The sequence below is a fragment of the Allobosea sp. 05T433 genome (assembly GCF_056396065.1).
Map to the genome: position 1 here is coordinate 1 of NZ_JBFTKS010000054.1, position 16,655 is coordinate 16,655.

Consider the following 16,655-nt stretch of genomic DNA (forward strand, 5'->3'; position numbering starts at 1 on the left):
AGAGTGATCGCCATCCTTGGCGCTGGGCCGCTCCTTCTGGCGATGCGGACCTGAAAGGGTCGCCGCGACTCTCGTCCAACTTCACCCGCAGACGACGCGGCGCACACCTCAGGCATCCCAATAGCGCGTTTGCACACGGCCTCGGTGGGGAGCGGCCGTTCGGCGACGTGCCGATAGCTGACATTGCGTGGCGTCGAAGCGATCATCTGGACACCATCGAGCGGCCGCGTCTCGGCCGCTCGATCGGCGCTGGCGCCGTCGCGGGTTTCTTAGAAATTCACCCTGAGCTGCGCAGTGCCGCCGACACGTTGCGTGTTCCCGGACAGCTCCGAGTCGACGCGCATGCCGAGGCTGACGGTTTGGCTGAGCTTGATATCGGCTCCCGCCGCGAGCAGCGCCGCATTGCGGCCGGGCCTGGCACCGCTCACCGCGAAGCTCGCGCCGGGCAGGCCGTTGAGCGCGGCGGTGAGGTCGGCGTCGCGTTGGTAGTAATGCGCCCAGGCGGCGCGGACGAAGCCGGTGACGGGAGATGCGCCCGCGATCAGGTTGGCGTCGAGCTGCAGGCCGAGCTCGCTGCGGCTGGTGATGTCGGTGCGCCGCGGCAGCGTCAGCATGCCGGCGGTCGCGCCCATCCCGTCGCGCTCGACCGCAGCCGGGCTGTTCGCCCGCACCGCCTGGAAGGCGGCGAGCGGCGAGAGCGTCAGGCCACCCCAGCCGGCCACCGGCAGGCTCGCCTCGATCCGGCCGGACCAGGCCTGCGTCGCATAGGAGGCGGCCACGCCGGTGCGGCCCAGCGCCGGGATGGCGCGGCTGGTGGCGGTGTCGAGCCGGGCATAGCCGAGCGCGCCGGCGAGGTTGACGGAGCCAAGCGTGGTGCGGCCGTAGAGACCCGCCTGGAAGACATCGGCCTGCGCCTTGCCGAGCCCGCCCGAGAGCGAGGCACGCGACTGGCCACCCGCGACTGCGGCGCCCATGACCGTGCTGGAGCCCAGCCGGATGTCGGCGCCGACCGCGACATGTGCATCGGAGAGGTTGCGGTTGATCGAACCCACGACCCGGTCGCCGTCGGTTCGTCCGGTCGAGCCGAAAGTCGCGCCCCAGAGCGTGAAGCGCGCCGGATCGAAGGTCGGGCGTCCCGGCCCATCCTGCCTCGATGGCAGGTCGGCTGTGAAGCCGGCCACGCCGGCAGGGCCGCCGGGCGCTCCTGAGAGCCGGCCGCTGCCCGAGCCGTCCAGCATGGTGCGCAGGAATTGGTCTGAAGCGACATGCGCCATCGCGGGCGCCGCCGTATGGACCTCGCCCGAGAGCGAGTTCACAGCCGCCGGGATCGCCGCCGCCGGCAGGTTGTAGATCCCGAACAGCGCGGACGGGTCGACGCCATTGGCCACGGCACTGTCGATGGCCGAAGCGACCGAGGCGGCGTTGCGCGGCGCTGTGACGCCGAGCGTCGGCGTCACGATTGGCGCCAGCGGCTTCGGCGTCAGCGTCAGCAGCACGTCGTTGCCGGTGTAGCTCACCGCAGGGGTGACACCGTCGCCGAAGGAGCCGGTCGTGTCGACCGGGCCGAAGCGCGTGCCGCCGAGCCCGCCCGCTGCCGAGAGCAGCGTGTAGGGTGCGGAGAAGCTGTAGGCGCCGCCGAGCGGCACGATCCGCAGCGTACCCGCCAGCGAGGCCGTGCCGGTGACGTTGACCCGGTCCGCGACAGTGCCTTGCACCTCGGCGATATAGGTCGAGGCGACGCCCATCACGAGGCTGCCGTTGACGGTCAGCGTCCCCGGCGAATTGCCCGGCGAAAGCGTGCCGCCGATCGTGGTCGCGCCGACCGAGCCGGAGCCAGCGAGCGTCGCACCCGCATGCACGATCACCGGCGTCGCGACCGAGCCGTCGACGACGAGGCTGCCACCGAACACCTGGGTCACGCTCGTGTAGGTGTTGGTTCCGTTCAGCGTCAGCGTGCCGGTACCGGTCTTGAGCAGCGAGCCCGCGCCCGAGATCGTGCCGGAGAAGGTCGTGCTGCTGTTGTTGCCTCCGGCGGTCAGCGTCGTGCCACCCAGGAGCACGTCGCCCGTGCCGGACAGCGAGCCGACCGTCTGGGCGATGCCGTTGAGATCGAAGACCGCCCCGGCCGAAATCTGCACCGCCGTCTGGTTCGGCAGGACGCCCACCCCGCCCATCCGTAGCGTGCCTTGCTGGATCCAGGTGGCGCCGGAGTAGGTGTTGGTCCCCGACAGCGTCAGGACCCCGGCGCCCGTCTTGGAGAGCGTGCCCCCGCCGCTGATGACGCCGGCCAGGCCAAAATCCAACGAACCGGTATCGACGAAGGCGGTGCCGCTCGACAACGCCACGGCGTTGGCCAGCGTGAGAGCAGGGGCGTTGGCACGAAGCGTCGTCCCGCTCGCCATCTGCAGCGTGCCTGTGCCGAGCGCGCTCGCCGATCCGACGGCGAGGGTGCCGGCGTTGAGCAGCGTGCCGCCGGAATAGCTGTTGGCGCCGGACAGCGCCAGCGTGCCGGCACCGACCTTGGTCAGGCTGGTCCCGACGCCATCGATGATGGCCGAGCCGATCGAAGCGGTGGCGCCGGCTGCCGTGTTGATCGTGCCGCCACCGGCGACGCCGAGGCCGAGAGAACCTCCGGTCAGCAGATAGCCGTCGCTGGTGAACTGCAGCGTGTCGAAGTTTTGCGTGCCGGACACCGTCACCGTGCCGGCTATGCCCTGGAACACGCCGACCGAGCTCAGCCACGGGGCATTGAAGCCCACCTCGCCCGGCGCCACCGCCCAGTTGGTGTTGCCGCCGTTCCAGGTGCCCGTGCCGCCATCGACGGCACCGTTGCCGGTCTGGTCGGCGCCGTCCCAGAACTGCAGGATCTGGCCGGCCCCGAGCACGGCAAGATTGACTTGCGGCGGCAGGCCGGCAGGCATGCTGTAGACCGTCCCGGTCGCGCCCGCGACGCTGGGCGCGGTCAGGGCAAGCGACGAGAAGCTGCCGCTGATCGTGCCGCCGCCGGTGACGTCGAACAGGCGATAATAGCCGGCCGAAGCGACATTGGCCGTGAGCGTGCCGCCGAGCGTCAGGTTGCCGGCCGCCCCGCTGCCGTTGATGATGATGTGGTCGTTGGTCGCGCCGCCCGCGACTCCAGGGGTGCCGAGTTCGAACACGGTGTTCGAGCCGGCATTCAGCGCCAGCGATCCTACCGTGAGCGTGCCCGGGCTGTTGCCGGCCGACAGCGTTCCGCCGGAGGCGACCGTCACCGCTCCCGCGATCGAACCCGAACCGCCAAGCGTCGTGCCGCTGCCGACGCTCACGCTGGACGAAGCCAGCGAGCCGTTCACGATCAGCGTGCCCCCGTTGATCGTGGTTGCGCCGGTATAGGTGTTGGCGCCGGTGAGCGTCCAGGTGCCTGCATCTATCTTCGTCAGCCCGCCTGTCCCCGTAGCGATCACCCCGGATGCGGTCCCTGTCCCCGGGCCGGCGAGGGTCAGGTTTTGGCCCGAGCCGGTAATGCCGCCGGAGACGGTCAACGTACTTGGAAAGGCCAAAAGGCCGGCGTTGATCTGGCTGTCGGCGGCGAGAGTGATGTCTCCGCCATAGGTGTTCGTACCACCGCCCGCTTGCAGGGCGCCGAAACCACCTGTGCCGCTGCCCGAGAGCGTGAGCGCCTCCCCGACGATGTTGACGCTGCCGCCGAGTATAAGGGACGCGCCCGATGCCACCACCGTTCCGTTCGCCGTCGAGCCGAGACCGAGACTGTTTGTCACGAACAGGCTGCCCGAATTCACGGTAGTGAGGCCGGAATAGGTGTTGGCGCCTGCCAGGGTCCATTGGGAGCCGGACTTCGTGATCGAGCCGGAGCCGATGGCGATCACGCCACGGATGGTGCCGCCATTGTTGCTGGAGCCGCCAAGCGTCAGATCCGTGTTGGATCCAGTGATGCCGCCCGAAAGATTCAGCGAGCTCAGGTTCTGGACATTGATGCTGCTGGATGCCGCAAGGGAGATCGCGCCCTGGAAGGCGTTCGCGCCAGAATTCAAGCTGGTGAGAGCGCCGCCCCCCGACACGCCAGTCCCCGAAAGCGTCAGAGCCTCGGCGCCGACGGTGATACCGCCCGTCAAGGCGAGCGTCGCACCCGAGGCGACCGTCGTTCCGCCGGAAACCGCGCCGAGGCCACTGGCGTTGGAGACCGTGAGCGTGCCCGCCGAAACCGTCGTCAAACCCGTATAGATGTTCGCACCGGACAGGGTCAGGCCGCCGGTACCTACCTTGGTGAGGCTGACCGGACCCTGGATCACGCCGGCATAGGCGGTGTCCGAATTCAGGCCGCCAACCGACAGAGTTGGTGCCGCCCCCCCGGGTCGTATGATCCCGGTGCCTTCGATCGAACCGATCGACAGCGTATCACCGGCGCCCATGGCCAAATTCAGAAATCCGCCCTGGCCAATAAATCGCGAGCCCGCCGCCGAGCTCCCGGCGCCGAACTGCATCGCGCCGTCTGAATCCGCAATGAGCGCCATCGGGCCGGTAACCGTGCCCGAGATGATGAACCCGCCCGCCGCTCCTGCAAACAGCGTCTGCTCGAAGGTCGAATTATTGGTGACGTTGGTGACATACAGAGCCGAGCCGGGGGCTGTCGACAGCGTGTAGGCGAGCGCGTTGTTGTTGTACTCGAGCAGCGTGAGCGAACCGCCGGACGCGGTGACATTTCGCTCTGCCGTCGGGCTGTTCGTGAAGGTCGCCGTATCCGTAGGCACGGTACCGCCAGCCCAGTTCGAACCGAGGTTGAAGTTTCCGCTGCTGCCCAGCCAGTCCGCCGCATGCGCCGTGCCGGGGGCCATCACAGGCGTGGCAGCGACGGCGAGCGCCAGACCGCTCACCATCGTTGTGTCCACCAGCGCACCCCGCCAACGCGATAGCGTATTGGCGGCGACGTCACGGCTCCTCGAAGGCATCATTTTATGCCACAGCCCCGCAGCGATGACGCCGGTTGCGAGCACGGATGGGGCGGTGAAGGATGTCGTCTCGCGCAGGGCGCGGCGTAGGCAGGAGATCATAGGCTCTCACGGTAGGCATAGGCCGTCGCCGTTAGCCCGCGACGCAGTCTGTGCAGACTAGCGATTTAAGATCTTGGTGCACCTGCTTTCTGACATTGCGGCCTTGCGGCATTGTCGCGCCCCGCGGCGATTCAGCAACGAGGACGGACGAACCCTCAGCTATCACGCCTCCCAGAAGAGCAGCCATTGCAGAACCCAATGCGTCTAGCTGTCCGCGCAGCCATACAGTGTACCGGCGTGCTCGTGACGCGGCGGCGGAACAGAGGTCTGCTTTCGGGCGGAGACCCAAGCTCTGGCGGCGAGCGGCCGGATGGGCTCTGCCTCCATCGACACGTGGGGCCAAATTCGTCGCCATCACTGCTATAGTGGACGCGAATGCGGGAGATGTCCCGGCGAAGCAGGAGCAGATCGTGGCCGAGAGATTTGAACGGCATCGCCAACCCTGGACCCATGAGGAACTGGAGAAGCTGAAGCTGCTCGCCAGGAAGGGCATGGCCCTGAAGGCGATTTCGAAGGCGATGACCCGCAGCGAGGAATCCATCAAGGACCGCGCGAAACAGGATGGCATCGGGATCGCCAAGCTCCGCTAGACCATCGGACCGGACAACCTATCGCGTCCGGTGATCCAACCCTTTGTGATTGCATCGGCTTTGCCCCGATCCGCAATCCGCTCTTGCGGCCGATGCTTTGGCCCTTTGGAGGAGGCGACCCGTGCCGACATTCGTGACGATCGGGTATGGAGACCGTGAGGGCTACGACCGTACCCCGGTGGCCGTTCGAGATGCAGCCCACGCCCATGATGCGGCGTTGCAGAAAGACGGAGTGTTGATGGGTATCGCGGGCGTTCCCGTGCAGGTGCGCAATCCCGACGCTGCCCAGGTTGAAACGGCCGATGGCCCATTCATGACGTCGTCATTGCCGGTGGCGGGCTTTGCCATCATCGAAGCCGCCGATCTGGCCGAGGCCATCGCTATGGTTTCACGAACGCCCTGCGCCGTGGCCCATGGTGTCGTCGAGGTGTGGCCGCTCGAGCAGCGCTCATGAAACGGCACGTCGCGCTGTGCTCAAGCGATGGCGCTGCCGGGGACATGCAGCCATGACTGTCCCGTTCGGTTCCAGGGGATAGTCGCGGCACGGCCGGGCAAAGGTGTAAGCGCTCAGGCGCTCTCAGGAGCCGCAGTGGCCTGGCGCGGCAGGCTGATCCGGGCCAAGAGGCCGCGCGGCTGGTTGTCGTGCAGGCTGAGCTCGCCATCATGGGCGGCCGCGATCGACCGGGTGATGGCGAGGCCGAGGCCAAACCCTTCTGAATCGATCCGCCCGCGGGCTTCGTCGCCGCGCATGAAGGGTTCGAGCAGGCGCAATCGATCGGCTTCCGGAATACCGGGGCCATCGTCGGCCACCTCGATCAGGAGGGCATCGGGTTCGTCGCGAAGGCGGATGATCACCTGCGTGCCATGGCGCACCGCGTTCTCGACGAGATTGGTCACGGCGCGCTCCAGCTGCTGGGCATCGCCTGTCGCGACGAGCCGTCGCGGCCCCTCATAGCGCGTCGATTTGCCGATATCGCTGAACTCGTCCGCGACGGTCTGGAGCAGGCTCGAAAGGTCGACAGCACCGCGCTTCTGGCGCCGGTCGACATCGCGCAGATAGGACAGCGCGCCCTGCACCATGGTGCCCATATGCTCCAGATCGCGGGTGAACTGAGCGCGCAGGACGTGGTCCTCGATGAACTCGACGCGCAGGCGCATGCGCGTGATCGGCGTCCTGAGGTCGTGGCTTATCGCCGCCAGCATGCGCGTGCGGTCGGCAAACAGCGCATGGATACGGTCCCTCAAGCGGTTGAGGGCGCGCGCGGCGGTGCGGACTTCGAGGGGCCCTTCCTCAGGCAGCGGCGAGGGATCGCGGTCGATCGAAAACTCCTCGGCAGCCGAGGCGAAGCGCGCGAGCGGCGCCGTGATGCCCCGCGAGGCCCAGAGCGTCAGCGCGCCGATATTGAGCCCGAGCACGATGATCGTGGCGACCACCAGAATGGAGATGGGGCGCGGTGGCGGTGTCCCCATTCCACCGGGCGCGATCTCGACATCGAGGCCCGTGCCGTCGGGAAGCCGGATCGCATAGCCTTGCGGCGGCCTGTCCCCGTCAGGCACCGGGTTCGGCTGCACCGCAAAACCCTCGCCCAGGCGCTGCGCCATGCCCTCCGCGGCGAAGGGATGCGGCTGCGCTGGCAAGGGGGCGGGGTCCTTGGCCGATAGCGTGAACCGGTAGCGCCGGTCGGCCGTGTTCGCGGTCTCGACGACCATCTGGCGCAGCTCAGGCGGCGTCCGGGCCAGCAGCTTGGCGATCGTCGCCACGCTCTCATAGGCGGGCGGGCCCGGTCTGCCGCGGGGCGCCTGCCAGACCAGCGTGACGGAGAGAACGAGATAGAGCAGGCCGATGACCCCGATCACGAGCAGCGCGATCTGGCTGCCGATCCGCGCGGGCAGGCGAAACGGGTGGATCATTGCCGGGCGACGGCGGGCGTGAAGAGATATCCGCCCGAGCGGATCGTCTTGATCAGTTCGGGCTCGCGCGGCTCGCGCTCGATCTTCTGGCGCAGGCGGCTGATCAGGATATCGATGCTGCGTTCGAACGGGGTGGCGGGGCGCCCCTGCGTCAGATCGAGCAGGGCATCGCGCGCGAGCACGCGCCCGGGCCGCTCGCACAACACCCGCAGCAGATCGAACTCGGCGCCGGTGACAGTGACACGGACATTGTCGGGATTGGTCAGCTCGCGGCTATTGGCATTCAGCGTCCAGCCCGCGAAGGAAAAGGAGCCGGGAAGCTCGTCCGGATCGGCCTGTCCGCCGCCCCGTCGCCGCAGCACCGCCCGGATGCGGGCCAGGAGCTCGCGCGGGTTGAACGGTTTGCCGAGATAATCGTCGGCCCCCATTTCGAGGCCGATGATCCTGTCGATATCCTCGCTGCGGGCCGTGAGCATGATGATCGGCAGCTGCGTCGTCAGGCATAGCCGCCGGCAGATCGAGAACCCGTCCTCGCCCGGCAGATTGAGATCGAGCACGATCAGGTCGAACCGGCCGTCCCGCAGAATCCGGTCCATCTCGCGCCCGTCGCGCGCGGCCGAGCTCCGCATGCCGTTCTGCGCGAGGTAGCGCGCGACCAGCGTGCTGATCTCGCGATCGTCCTCGACGATCAGGATATGCGCCGATGCGCTCACGTCAGGTTTCCAGGTTTCAACCGCTGCGAGCATATCGGAGGCGCGGGGCCCATGCAGCCGTCATCGTGGCTAAAGCGTCGGCAGGGCCGAAGCATCGGCCGGAAAAGTGGATTGCGGTTTTCGGGGCAAAGCCGATGCAATCACGGTTGGTCCGATGATCTAAGGCCGATAGGCGAGATCGCGACATCTGATCGTGCCGTCCGCAGCGATCCGGACTGCGCCGATCGCTTGCTCCCGCCCCGTCACCGGATCGCGATAGACCATGCGACTGCAGGCCGAGGCAGTGTCGGCGGTGTCGGCCCCGAAGATGCGCAAGAGCACCACGCTGATCCACATGGCTGCTGCGGCGAGGCCCCCCAGGGCGCGCCTCAGCGACGAGCCCGGCCGCAAGGGTGAAGGGATATCCGGCATAGGCGCTCCGACGTTGCGTGAGCCTGCCGGATAGGTCGCGTTTGTGGCCCCAGTGCCGAACGGATGTTGCTGGAGTGTTTCCGTTTGTATCCCTAGGCGCATCCTCCGCATCTGGCGCAGGATGGAACTGGCGCCTTGTCGATATGTCGGGCCAGCTACTCGGCATCGCCCTGCATCGACGGGTGGGCACTCCTGAAGGCAGGGTGCTCGTTGCACAATCGCTCGACCCGCAGGATGCGCGTGCAATGGTCGATCGGCACCTGGAAACGCCGCGCGGCGTAGAGCTGAGGCAGCAGGTAGACATCCGCCAGGCCGGGCAGGGGGCCGAAGCAATAACCCTCATCGCCGATAAGCGCCTCGACTGCGCTGAGCCCCTGTCCGATCCAGGTGGCGATCCAGGCCGCAACCTCCGGCTCGGCCTGCCCAAGATTCTGCCTGAGATAGGATAGCGGTGCGACGTTGTGGAGGGGATGAATGTCACAGCCGATGATCGCTGCGACGGCCCGGACCTTCGCACGCAAGACCGGGTCGCGCGGGAGGAGCGCCGGAGCCGGACAGGTCTCCTCGAGATATTCGATGATGGCGGGCGATTGGGTCAGGATGGTGCCGTCGTCGAGTTCCAGTGCCGGCAACCGGCCTTGCGGGTTGAGCGCGCGATAGCTCGCGCCATGTTGCTCTCCGCCGTTCCGGACGAGATGAACGAAGCGCGGCGTGACTTCGAGCCCCTTGAGCGCGAGCGCAATGCGAATGCGGTATGACGAGGTGGACCGCCAATAGGTATAGAGTTTCATCCTGCCTCCCCCTCGACGCGGAACGATGACGGCCGGGCCTTGATCGAAACCAGGTGGCGCCGGCTATATACATGAGGGCCAGTACATAGGCTGCCAGCGCCGCTTGTCCGACCCGCAAAAGCTGGCGGTAACGGGGGACGCTATAGCTCCGAAAGCGAACCCCAGTCCGGCACATGGGCGGCGAGCTTGTCGAGCAGCTGATCGAGTTGTCTTCGTTCTGGTTTGGACAGGCAGGACAGCATCGCCGCCTCGCGAAGTTTCAACGCCGGAATGTAGCGCTGATACAGGGCTCGGCCGGGATCGGTCAGGAAGAGCCGCTGACGTCGGCTGTCGGCTTCATCGGTCAGACGTCGGATCAGCCCCTTCTTCTCCAGCGCGATGGCCGCACGGCTGACGCCCGCCTTGAGATGACCCGAGAATTCGCAGAACTCGGCAGCGGTGATGCCTTCGCGGGAATGCAGCGCCAGCAGGATCACGATCTCGGGGCGCGTCAGGCCGAATTCGGCCTCGATCCGCCGGAATGACGGCTCGCGGTAGAAGTTCAGGATGTAACCGATCCTGTAGGCCGTTGGTATCTCGGTGCCTCCGAGCATCGCGCGCAGGCCCTCCTCGCTACCCACCCCGGCCACGTCCAGGTCCGTCGCTTCCAGGTCCGTCGCTTCTGAATTTCGTCTCATATGAGACTTTTTTGTTGCTGTCATGACATCGCAGTCGTAGCATTCCGGGCAATGAGAGGACTTGGCGATGCCGCCCAGTCCCGGGGGAGGATCGCATGGATATCCCGGTTCCCGCCAGCGCTCGCCCCGCCGCGACAGGCGTGTCGTTCGGGCGAGCATTCTTCGCTGCAACCGGATCGCTGCCGATCTATGTCGACCATATCGCCGCGATAGCCGGGCCCAGGCGCTTGCCCGTCGTCATGGTCCATGGCGGCTGTCACACCGGCCAGTGCTATCTCGCGACGCCGGACGGGCGCCAGGGCTGGGCGACCCGCTTCGCGGCAGTGGGGCGCGACGTTTTCGTGGTGGACTGGCCCGGCCACGGCCGCTCGCCGGCGTGCGGGAATCTGGCGACCCTGTCGACCCGCGAGATCGCGCAATCCATTCTCGCCCTTGTGGAGATGGTGGGGCCGGCCGTCCTCCTGGTCCACTCCGCCAGCGGGCCGATGGCGTGGTGGATCGCGGAGCGGGCCCCTGGCGCGGTCGCGGCCGTGATCGGCGTTGCGCCGGGCGCGCCGGCCAACATCCTCCCCGTGCTGCCCGACGACCCGGAAGCGATTGCGAAGCTCAGGGACGATGTCAGCCTGGGCTGCCCTGTGATGCTGCCCGAGGACAGGCCGGTCGTGGTCGGCGAGGCGTTCATGCGGAGCTTCTGGGCCAACGCTCCGCGCTTTCCGCGTCAGGCCTTCGAGCAGTATCGGCTCTCGATTGTCCCGGAGAGCGCGCGGCTGTTCAACGAGCGCTTCAACATCGGCGGGCGCGGCTTGCGGATCGCGGATCCGGCCGCGCTGGCCCGGACGCCGATCCTGATCGTCACCGGTGATCACGATCCACGCCATCCGCGCGCGATCGACGAGGCGACCGCCCGCTATCTGGGGGCGGAGTTCCTGTGGCTGCCGGACGAGGGCATCTCCGGCAACGGCCACATGCCGATGATCGAGGACAACAGCGACGCCATCGCGGACCGGCTGCTTCTCTGGCTGGCCGGCCGGGAACTCTGAACCCCTGTTTCAAGCGAACCGCAGCAAGCGGACCAGTCCTGGGAGGACACTCATGAAGACGCTGCTACTGGCCGGAGCCCTGACCGCATTCGCCTGCACGACCGCCGCCGAGGCGCAGGTGAGCGACGATGTCGTCAAGATCGGCGTCCTGACCGACATGGCCGGAGTGACGGCCGATATCACCGGCAAAGGCTCGGTCGTCGCGGCCGAGATGGCGGTCAAGGAGTTCGGCGGAACCGTGCTCGGCAAGCCGATCCAGATCGTCACGGCCGACCATCAGCACAAGGCGGATGTCGGCACCACGGTCGCGCGACAGTGGTTCGACATCGACAAGGTCGATGCGATCGTCGACGTGCCGAACTCGGCGGTGGCGCTGGCGGTGCAATCGCTGGCACGGGAGAAGAAGCGCATCGTGATGTATTCGGGTGCCGGGACGACGGCGCTGACCAACGAGCAATGCTCGCCTTACGGTTTCCACTGGACCTATGACACCTATGCCGTCTCGCGCGGCACTGCGTCGGCGGTCGTCAAGGCCGGGGGCAACACCTGGTTCATGCTGGCCTCCGACTACGCCTTCGGTCATCAGCTGCAGAAGGACGCGACCGACGTGGTCGAGGCCAATGGCGGCAAGGTGCTCGGCGCGGTTCGTCATCCCCTGAACAATGCCGATTTCTCCTCGTTCCTGCTCCGGGCCCAGGCCTCCGGCGCGAAGGTGATCGGCATCGCCAACGCCGGCAACGACACGGTCAATGCCATCAAGCAGGCCGGCGAGTTCGGTCTGGCCGAGCAAGACCAGTCTCTCGCGGCATTGATCTTTTTCCTGCAGGACGTCCACAGCCTGGGGCTGAAGGCGACGCAGGGCACGTATCTGACCACGGCGTCCTACTGGGACATCGATGACGCCTCGCGCGCCTGGTCGAAGCAGTTCATGGAGCGGACCGGGATGATGCCCTCGATGCTGCATGCCGGCGTCTACGGCTCCGTTCGGCATTACCTCAAGGCCATCAACGAGGCCGGCACCGACGATCCCGACAAGGTCGCCGCCGCGATGAAGGCGATGCCGATCAACGACGCTTTCACGAAGGGGGCGACGATCCGCGCAGATGGCCGCGTGCTGCGCGAGATGTATCTCGCCCGTGTCAAGAAGCCGGCGGATTCCAAGGGGCCGTGGGATTATTTCGAGATCGTGCGAACGATTGCGCCGGAAGAAACCGTCTGGCCGCTCTCCCAGAGCAAGTGCCCGCTGCTTCCGAAATAGCTGCGGCGGCCCGGCGACTGAAGGTACCTCCATTGTAATGGAGACGATGCACGGGCCTTACCAGCCGGTATCGTCCCGCTTCGGTCGTCGGGGAATGTCGGGGAGGGCGTCGAGCGAGATCCTGAGCGCGCTCAGCGCGCGCGCAAGGCCCGGACCACATTTGCAGCCCGCCGCAGCGTGGTCACGGCAGCGCCAGCCGCGATGAGCCAGAGAGCGAAGACCAGGACCTCGTTATGGCCGCGCCAAAGCGGCTCGAGCAGGGACAGCACGGCCGCCGCGGTGATCACCGCCATGCGGTGCTGCTTGGCCATCGGGCCCGAGAAATCGGCCGGCAGCCTACACGCGCGACCGAGCTCGCGCGTGTAGGCGGTCAGCACCGCGAGGGCGGCCGCCGCCCAGCCCAGGGCCGGTACGCCGGCCCCGTAGCCGGCGCCGACGAGAATGAGGATATCGGCGACGCGATCCGGGAACTCGTTCCAGAACGGTCCGTCGGGGGCCTGCTTGCCGCCTTCGATCGCCACCATGCCGTCGAAGAGGTTGCAGAGCAGCCTGAGCTGGCAGAACAGGGCAGCCGCCAGGAGCAGGGCTGCGCGCAACCCGGTATCCGCCAGGCCCGCACGCCAGAAGCCGGCGCCGGCAAAGGCCGCCATCGCCATGCTCGCCATCGAGATCTGGTTCGGCGTGATCGCAGCCGCGCTCAGCCTGCGCGCGATCGAGCGGGCCCAGCCCGAATCCCGGCTCGCGAGCGGGCGGCGATTATCGTCCTGCGCCACGGTTCAGGCCTTCCTGCTGCGCCAGAGCGAGACATTGTAGAGCGCCGCATAGCTGGTCGCGACGGTCCACGGCACCGCGATCGTCCTGGCGATTTCCGGCGTGCCACCAAGCGTATGGATCACGGTGAGCAGGCTCGCGGAGACAAGCCCGGCGATCAGGGGCGGCGCCAGGAGGGCCGCGAGGCCGGAGAAGCGCCTGGCCAGTTCCTCGATGCCGCGTTTCAGGAGCAGCGTGATGAGCGCCGACAGCGCGCCCTGGATCAACCCGGCCTGGAGCGGCGCCGGCATCGGATGGGCGCGGTTGGCGAAAGCCGCCCAGCTCCCCATCGCGACGAAGGCGAAGGCGATATGCACGAGGCTGCTTCGCATCAGGCTGGTGACGGGGAGGGTCATGTGGTCGACCACCCCCAGCGGACCAGATGAAAGAAGATCGGAGCCGAGAACACCACGGAATCGAGCCGGTCGATGAACCCGCCATGGCCGGCGATCAGGTGGCCCCAATCCTTGACGCCGCGATMGCGCTTGATCGCCGACATGACGAGCCCGCCGAAGAAGCCCATCAGGACGATGACGAGCGACAGGAACGCCGCCTGGAGCAGCGTGAACGGTGTCATCCAGGACAGGGCCGCGCCCACGGCCACCGCGCTGAGCCCGCCGCCAACAAAACCCTCGACCGTCTTCGAAGGCGACAGGTTCGGCGCGATCCTGGTGCGGCCGAGAAGTTTGCCCCAGACATATTGCAGGACATCGCTCATCTGCACGACGATGACGAGATAGGCGATCAGGAGCACGTTGCGCTCCTCGAAGCCGGGAATGTCGAGGCTCAGCAGCGCCGGCACATGCGACGTGCAGAAGACGCAGATCATCAGCGCCMACTGCACTTCGGCGATGCGCACGAGAAAATCGTCGGTATCACCGCGCAGCGCGGCGATAATCGGCATCAGCAGGAAGGCGTAGACCGGGATCAGGATCGAGAAGAGGCCGTACCAGTCGATCCAGATGAGATAATATTGCAGCGGCAGCACGACGAAGAAGGCAACGGCCAGCGCCCAGTGGTCGGCGCGGTGCGTGGTGGTCAGCGTGATGAATTCACGGAAGGCCGCGAAAGAACAGAAGGCGAAGAGCAAGGTCACGCCGGCCTTGCCGCCGATCAGCGCCAGCCCCATCAGCACGATCATGACCCACCAGGCACGGATCCGGTGGTTCAGGTTCTCGATCACGGCATGCGAGCCATCGGGCGACAGCCTGCGCTCCAGCACGTAGCCGATCGCCGAGGCGACGACGAGCACGCAGAGCAGGCCGGCGAGCACGGCCACCAGATCGGGATGCGGCATCGTCATGGCGCGCCGGCCTTCGGAGAGAGGGCGAGCAGGGCCGCTTCCGCCCGCGCCAAAAAATCCCTTTTGGTCTCGCCCTGGGCGATCTGGAGCGCGGCCCCGAAGGTGACCGTGCAGATCAGGGGTATCGGCACGAACTCGCCCTTCGGCATGACGCGGTTGAGATTGTCGATCCATACCGGCACGAGGACGATCTCCGGCCGGGCGCGCGCCAGGTGGAAGAGCCCGCTCTTGAAGGGCAGGAGCGGGGCAGGGGTGCTGTTGCGCGTGCCTTCCGGGAAGACGATCAGGGAGGAGCCGGCATCGAGCGCATCCGTCATCTGGCTGATCGGGTCGTTCGTCCGGCTCGGACGCTCGCGGTCGATCAGGACGGCGTTGAAGACATCGCAGCCGATGAAGCGCCGAAGGCGGCTTTTCAGCCAGTAGTCGCTCCCGGCGACCGGCCGGCTCGCCAGGCGCAGGCGGCGCGGCAGCACCGTCCAGATCAGGACGAAATCGCCATGGCTCGCGTGGTTGGCGAAGTAGATCCGCTGCTCGTCGGTCGGCGCCACGCCGTGCCATTGTCCGCGGACCGCGGTCAGGAAGCGGGCAAACAGCAGAATGAGCGTGCCTGCCAAGCTTATCCCAGCTCCGCGCATCTCAATTCCCAACCACGTCTTCGTGCTGACGTAGCGCTCAATCGCGCCCCTGTCGACGGCCGGCTTCGATCGGGCGGAGCTGCCGCGCGCTCGCCAAGGCCCGCGAAGGGACATCTCACCACAGGGTTGGGCGCAATCAGGAAGCCGCGCGATTGCTTCGGGATTCGTGCCGACGTCGGCTACCGTCATGGATTGTCCGGAGCCTGATCCATGATCTGGCAAAATCCCCTGCAATGCCGGCACAGATGGATCCCGCATGGCACCTGACGTGAGCAAGACTCCTCGCCGCGGCACCACGGGTCTGCGCCAGTTTCTGGATCTCGAGGAGCAGCGCAATTGGATCGAGGGCACGGCCGACTTGCGCGACGCCGACGAGCGCTCGGATTCCCTCGAACTGCGGTTCAAGTACGTCACGCGATTTCAAAAGCTGCTTCGTCGCCCGCAGGCACAGGACGTTCTGGAGATTCTCAGGCTCTACGGCCAGAACTGCATCCCCATCCCGCGCAAGACCGAGCGTCGCTACTGGTCGGTGTCTTGTCTGCCGTCGACATCCGACAAGCCGCTGGTCCGCGTCAACGCGAGCTGGATGGAGCTTTTCACGCTCTATGCGGACGGCGAGGGCATCCGTGCGAGATTTTTGGTGCATCTTTCGGATTTCGCCACGGACCAATCTCCCGCACAGGGCCATGTGGACGAATTTTTCCTCGAACACTGCGTCACGACGCCAGACGATGTCAGCTATTTCGTCCCGCGTGGCGCGGACATGTTCGGCATCAATGTGCGGGGCTCCGCCTCGATCCGCAGTTTCCTTGCGGCGMGCCGCGTCCTGGCTGCCATTCGAACCTTCAATGTGACGCACATGAACCGAGGTCGGAACGCCTACCAGGCGAGCCACTGCTACAGCCTGGCGGATTGCATGCTGGCAGGTTGAGTGGCGCTCGGAGGGCCGCCAGCCTGGCGAGGCGATCGGATCGCTCCGACGTTGCGGCCGGCCTCGCGCGGGCTGATGGCGACAGGCTGACCAGCCGAGCGGCCGCTCCTCGGCGGCGCAAGCCAGGCCCGAGCCACGGCCACGCCATGAGAACGAAGGCAAGGTGGGACGTCGAAATGGCATCGCGGCTCTGCCAGCCTCCTTCGTCGACCTGGCGTTTGCGCAGTGGCTGGTGTCGGCTCAGGCCGCGCGTTCCCAATGAATCGGAGATGGCCCGAACCGTGCGGGCTCAGCATGGAGCGGCGAGCCTCCGCTTCCGGATGATCATCCGGCGTCCGTAGCTGGCGCGAGGTTGACGGGCCGCTGCGATGCGAGCGCAACGACCGAGATGGGTGGAGGCCGTGTGCAAACGCGCTATTGGGATGCCTGAGGTGTGCGCCGCGTCGTCTGCGGGTGAAGTTGGACAAGAGTCGCGGCGACCCGTTCAGGTCCGCATCGCCAGAATGAGCGGCCCAGCGCCAAGGATGGCGATCACTC

Annotated in this window: 15 protein-coding genes; 5 read left to right on the forward strand and 10 right to left on the reverse strand. The window is 66.9% G+C overall.

Annotation, left to right across the window (positions count from 1 at the left end; translation table 11 throughout):
• Positions 1–269: 269 nt before the first annotated feature.
• Complete coding sequence (locus AC1DGP_RS33695; RefSeq protein ID WP_476833169.1) at positions 270–4,874, reverse strand: autotransporter-associated beta strand repeat-containing protein; 4,605 nt, start codon at positions 4,872–4,874, stop codon at positions 270–272.
• Between the two features lie 584 nt (positions 4,875–5,458).
• Here AC1DGP_RS33695 and AC1DGP_RS33700 point away from each other — a divergent pair.
• Entirely contained in the window at positions 5,459–5,638 is a 180-nt protein-coding gene (locus AC1DGP_RS33700) for a hypothetical protein (RefSeq protein ID WP_441492805.1), read from the forward strand.
• A gap of 121 nt (positions 5,639–5,759) precedes the next feature.
• A complete protein-coding gene (locus AC1DGP_RS33705) occupies positions 5,760–6,092 on the forward strand; it encodes a YciI family protein (protein ID WP_441508927.1) in 333 nt (110 codons plus the stop codon).
• A gap of 113 nt (positions 6,093–6,205) precedes the next feature.
• Here AC1DGP_RS33705 and AC1DGP_RS33710 read toward each other — a convergent pair whose 3' ends face one another.
• The 5 genes from AC1DGP_RS33710 to AC1DGP_RS33730 form a co-directional block, all read right to left on the reverse strand.
• Entirely contained in the window at positions 6,206–7,549 is a 1,344-nt protein-coding gene (locus tag AC1DGP_RS33710; RefSeq protein ID WP_441508928.1) for an ATP-binding protein, read from the reverse strand.
• Complete coding sequence (locus tag AC1DGP_RS33715) at positions 7,546–8,262, reverse strand: response regulator (protein WP_473965334.1); 717 nt, start codon at positions 8,260–8,262, stop codon at positions 7,546–7,548. Before AC1DGP_RS33715 ends, AC1DGP_RS33710 begins: the two co-directional genes overlap by 4 nt.
• 159 nt (positions 8,263–8,421) lie before the next feature.
• Positions 8,422–8,673, reverse strand: a complete 252-nt coding sequence (locus tag AC1DGP_RS33720) for a hypothetical protein (protein WP_441508930.1) — start codon at positions 8,671–8,673, stop codon at positions 8,422–8,424.
• Positions 8,674–8,828: 155 nt separating this feature from the next.
• Positions 8,829–9,464 (reverse strand): maleylacetoacetate isomerase, encoded by a 636-nt coding sequence (maiA, locus tag AC1DGP_RS33725; RefSeq protein ID WP_441508931.1) that lies wholly within the window; start codon positions 9,462–9,464, stop codon positions 8,829–8,831.
• A gap of 140 nt (positions 9,465–9,604) precedes the next feature.
• The gene (locus AC1DGP_RS33730; protein ID WP_441492811.1) at positions 9,605–10,141 is read right to left on the reverse strand and encodes a MarR family winged helix-turn-helix transcriptional regulator; all 537 of its coding nucleotides are present in this window, start codon (positions 10,139–10,141) and stop codon (positions 9,605–9,607) included.
• 95 nt (positions 10,142–10,236) lie between these two features.
• On the opposite strand from AC1DGP_RS33730, the gene AC1DGP_RS33735 reads away from it, so the two are divergent.
• Together AC1DGP_RS33735 and AC1DGP_RS33740 are read left to right on the forward strand one after the other, a co-directional pair.
• Complete coding sequence (locus tag AC1DGP_RS33735; RefSeq protein WP_441508932.1) at positions 10,237–11,181, forward strand: alpha/beta fold hydrolase; 945 nt, start codon at positions 10,237–10,239, stop codon at positions 11,179–11,181.
• Positions 11,182–11,233: 52 nt separating this feature from the next.
• Entirely contained in the window at positions 11,234–12,439 is a 1,206-nt protein-coding gene (locus AC1DGP_RS33740; RefSeq protein WP_441508933.1) for an ABC transporter substrate-binding protein, read from the forward strand.
• Between the two features lie 131 nt (positions 12,440–12,570).
• Here the strand turns inward: AC1DGP_RS33740 and AC1DGP_RS33745 are convergent, their stop codons facing one another.
• From AC1DGP_RS33745 to AC1DGP_RS33760, 4 genes are read right to left on the reverse strand one after another with little or no spacing between them, the layout of a single operon-like run.
• Complete coding sequence (locus tag AC1DGP_RS33745; RefSeq protein ID WP_441492814.1) at positions 12,571–13,212, reverse strand: CDP-alcohol phosphatidyltransferase family protein; 642 nt, start codon at positions 13,210–13,212, stop codon at positions 12,571–12,573.
• A 3-nt stretch (positions 13,213–13,215) separates the two neighbouring features.
• Entirely contained in the window at positions 13,216–13,605 is a 390-nt protein-coding gene (locus AC1DGP_RS33750; protein ID WP_441492815.1) for a hypothetical protein, read from the reverse strand.
• A complete protein-coding gene (locus AC1DGP_RS33755) occupies positions 13,602–14,552 on the reverse strand; it encodes a phosphatidate cytidylyltransferase (protein ID WP_476833170.1) in 951 nt (316 codons plus the stop codon). The genes AC1DGP_RS33750 and AC1DGP_RS33755 overlap by 4 nt, the downstream gene beginning before the upstream one ends.
• Positions 14,549–15,166 carry a lysophospholipid acyltransferase family protein gene (locus AC1DGP_RS33760; RefSeq protein ID WP_441508934.1) on the reverse strand — a complete coding sequence of 206 codons (618 nt, stop codon included), beginning with the start codon at positions 15,164–15,166 and terminating at the stop codon, positions 14,549–14,551. Before AC1DGP_RS33760 ends, AC1DGP_RS33755 begins: the two co-directional genes overlap by 4 nt.
• A 277-nt stretch (positions 15,167–15,443) precedes the next feature.
• Between AC1DGP_RS33760 and AC1DGP_RS33765 the strand changes: the two genes are divergently transcribed.
• Positions 15,444–16,118, forward strand: coding sequence for a hypothetical protein (locus AC1DGP_RS33765; RefSeq protein ID WP_476833171.1), 675 nt, complete (start codon positions 15,444–15,446; stop codon positions 16,116–16,118).
• Positions 16,119–16,655: the final 537 nt, after the last annotated feature.

Bases quoted from the DNA above. Each gene is read 5' to 3' on its own strand.
- AC1DGP_RS33695 (WP_476833169.1), bottom strand. From the start codon at position 4,874: ATGGTGAGCGGTCTGGCGCTCGCCGTCGCTGCCACGCCTGTGATGGCC.
- AC1DGP_RS33710 (WP_441508928.1), bottom strand. From the start codon at position 7,549: ATGATCCACCCGTTTCGCCTGCCCGCGCGGATCGGCAGCCAGATCGCG.
- AC1DGP_RS33720 (WP_441508930.1), bottom strand. From the start codon at position 8,673: ATGCCGGATATCCCTTCACCCTTGCGGCCGGGCTCGTCGCTGAGGCGC.
- maiA (WP_441508931.1), bottom strand. From the start codon at position 9,464: ATGAAACTCTATACCTATTGGCGGTCCACCTCGTCATACCGCATTCGC.
- AC1DGP_RS33730 (WP_441492811.1), bottom strand. From the start codon at position 10,141: ATGAGACGAAATTCAGAAGCGACGGACCTGGAAGCGACGGACCTGGAC.
- AC1DGP_RS33735 (WP_441508932.1), top strand. From the start codon at position 10,237: ATGGATATCCCGGTTCCCGCCAGCGCTCGCCCCGCCGCGACAGGCGTG.
- AC1DGP_RS33740 (WP_441508933.1), top strand. From the start codon at position 11,234: ATGAAGACGCTGCTACTGGCCGGAGCCCTGACCGCATTCGCCTGCACG.
- AC1DGP_RS33750 (WP_441492815.1), bottom strand. From the start codon at position 13,605: ATGACCCTCCCCGTCACCAGCCTGATGCGAAGCAGCCTCGTGCATATC.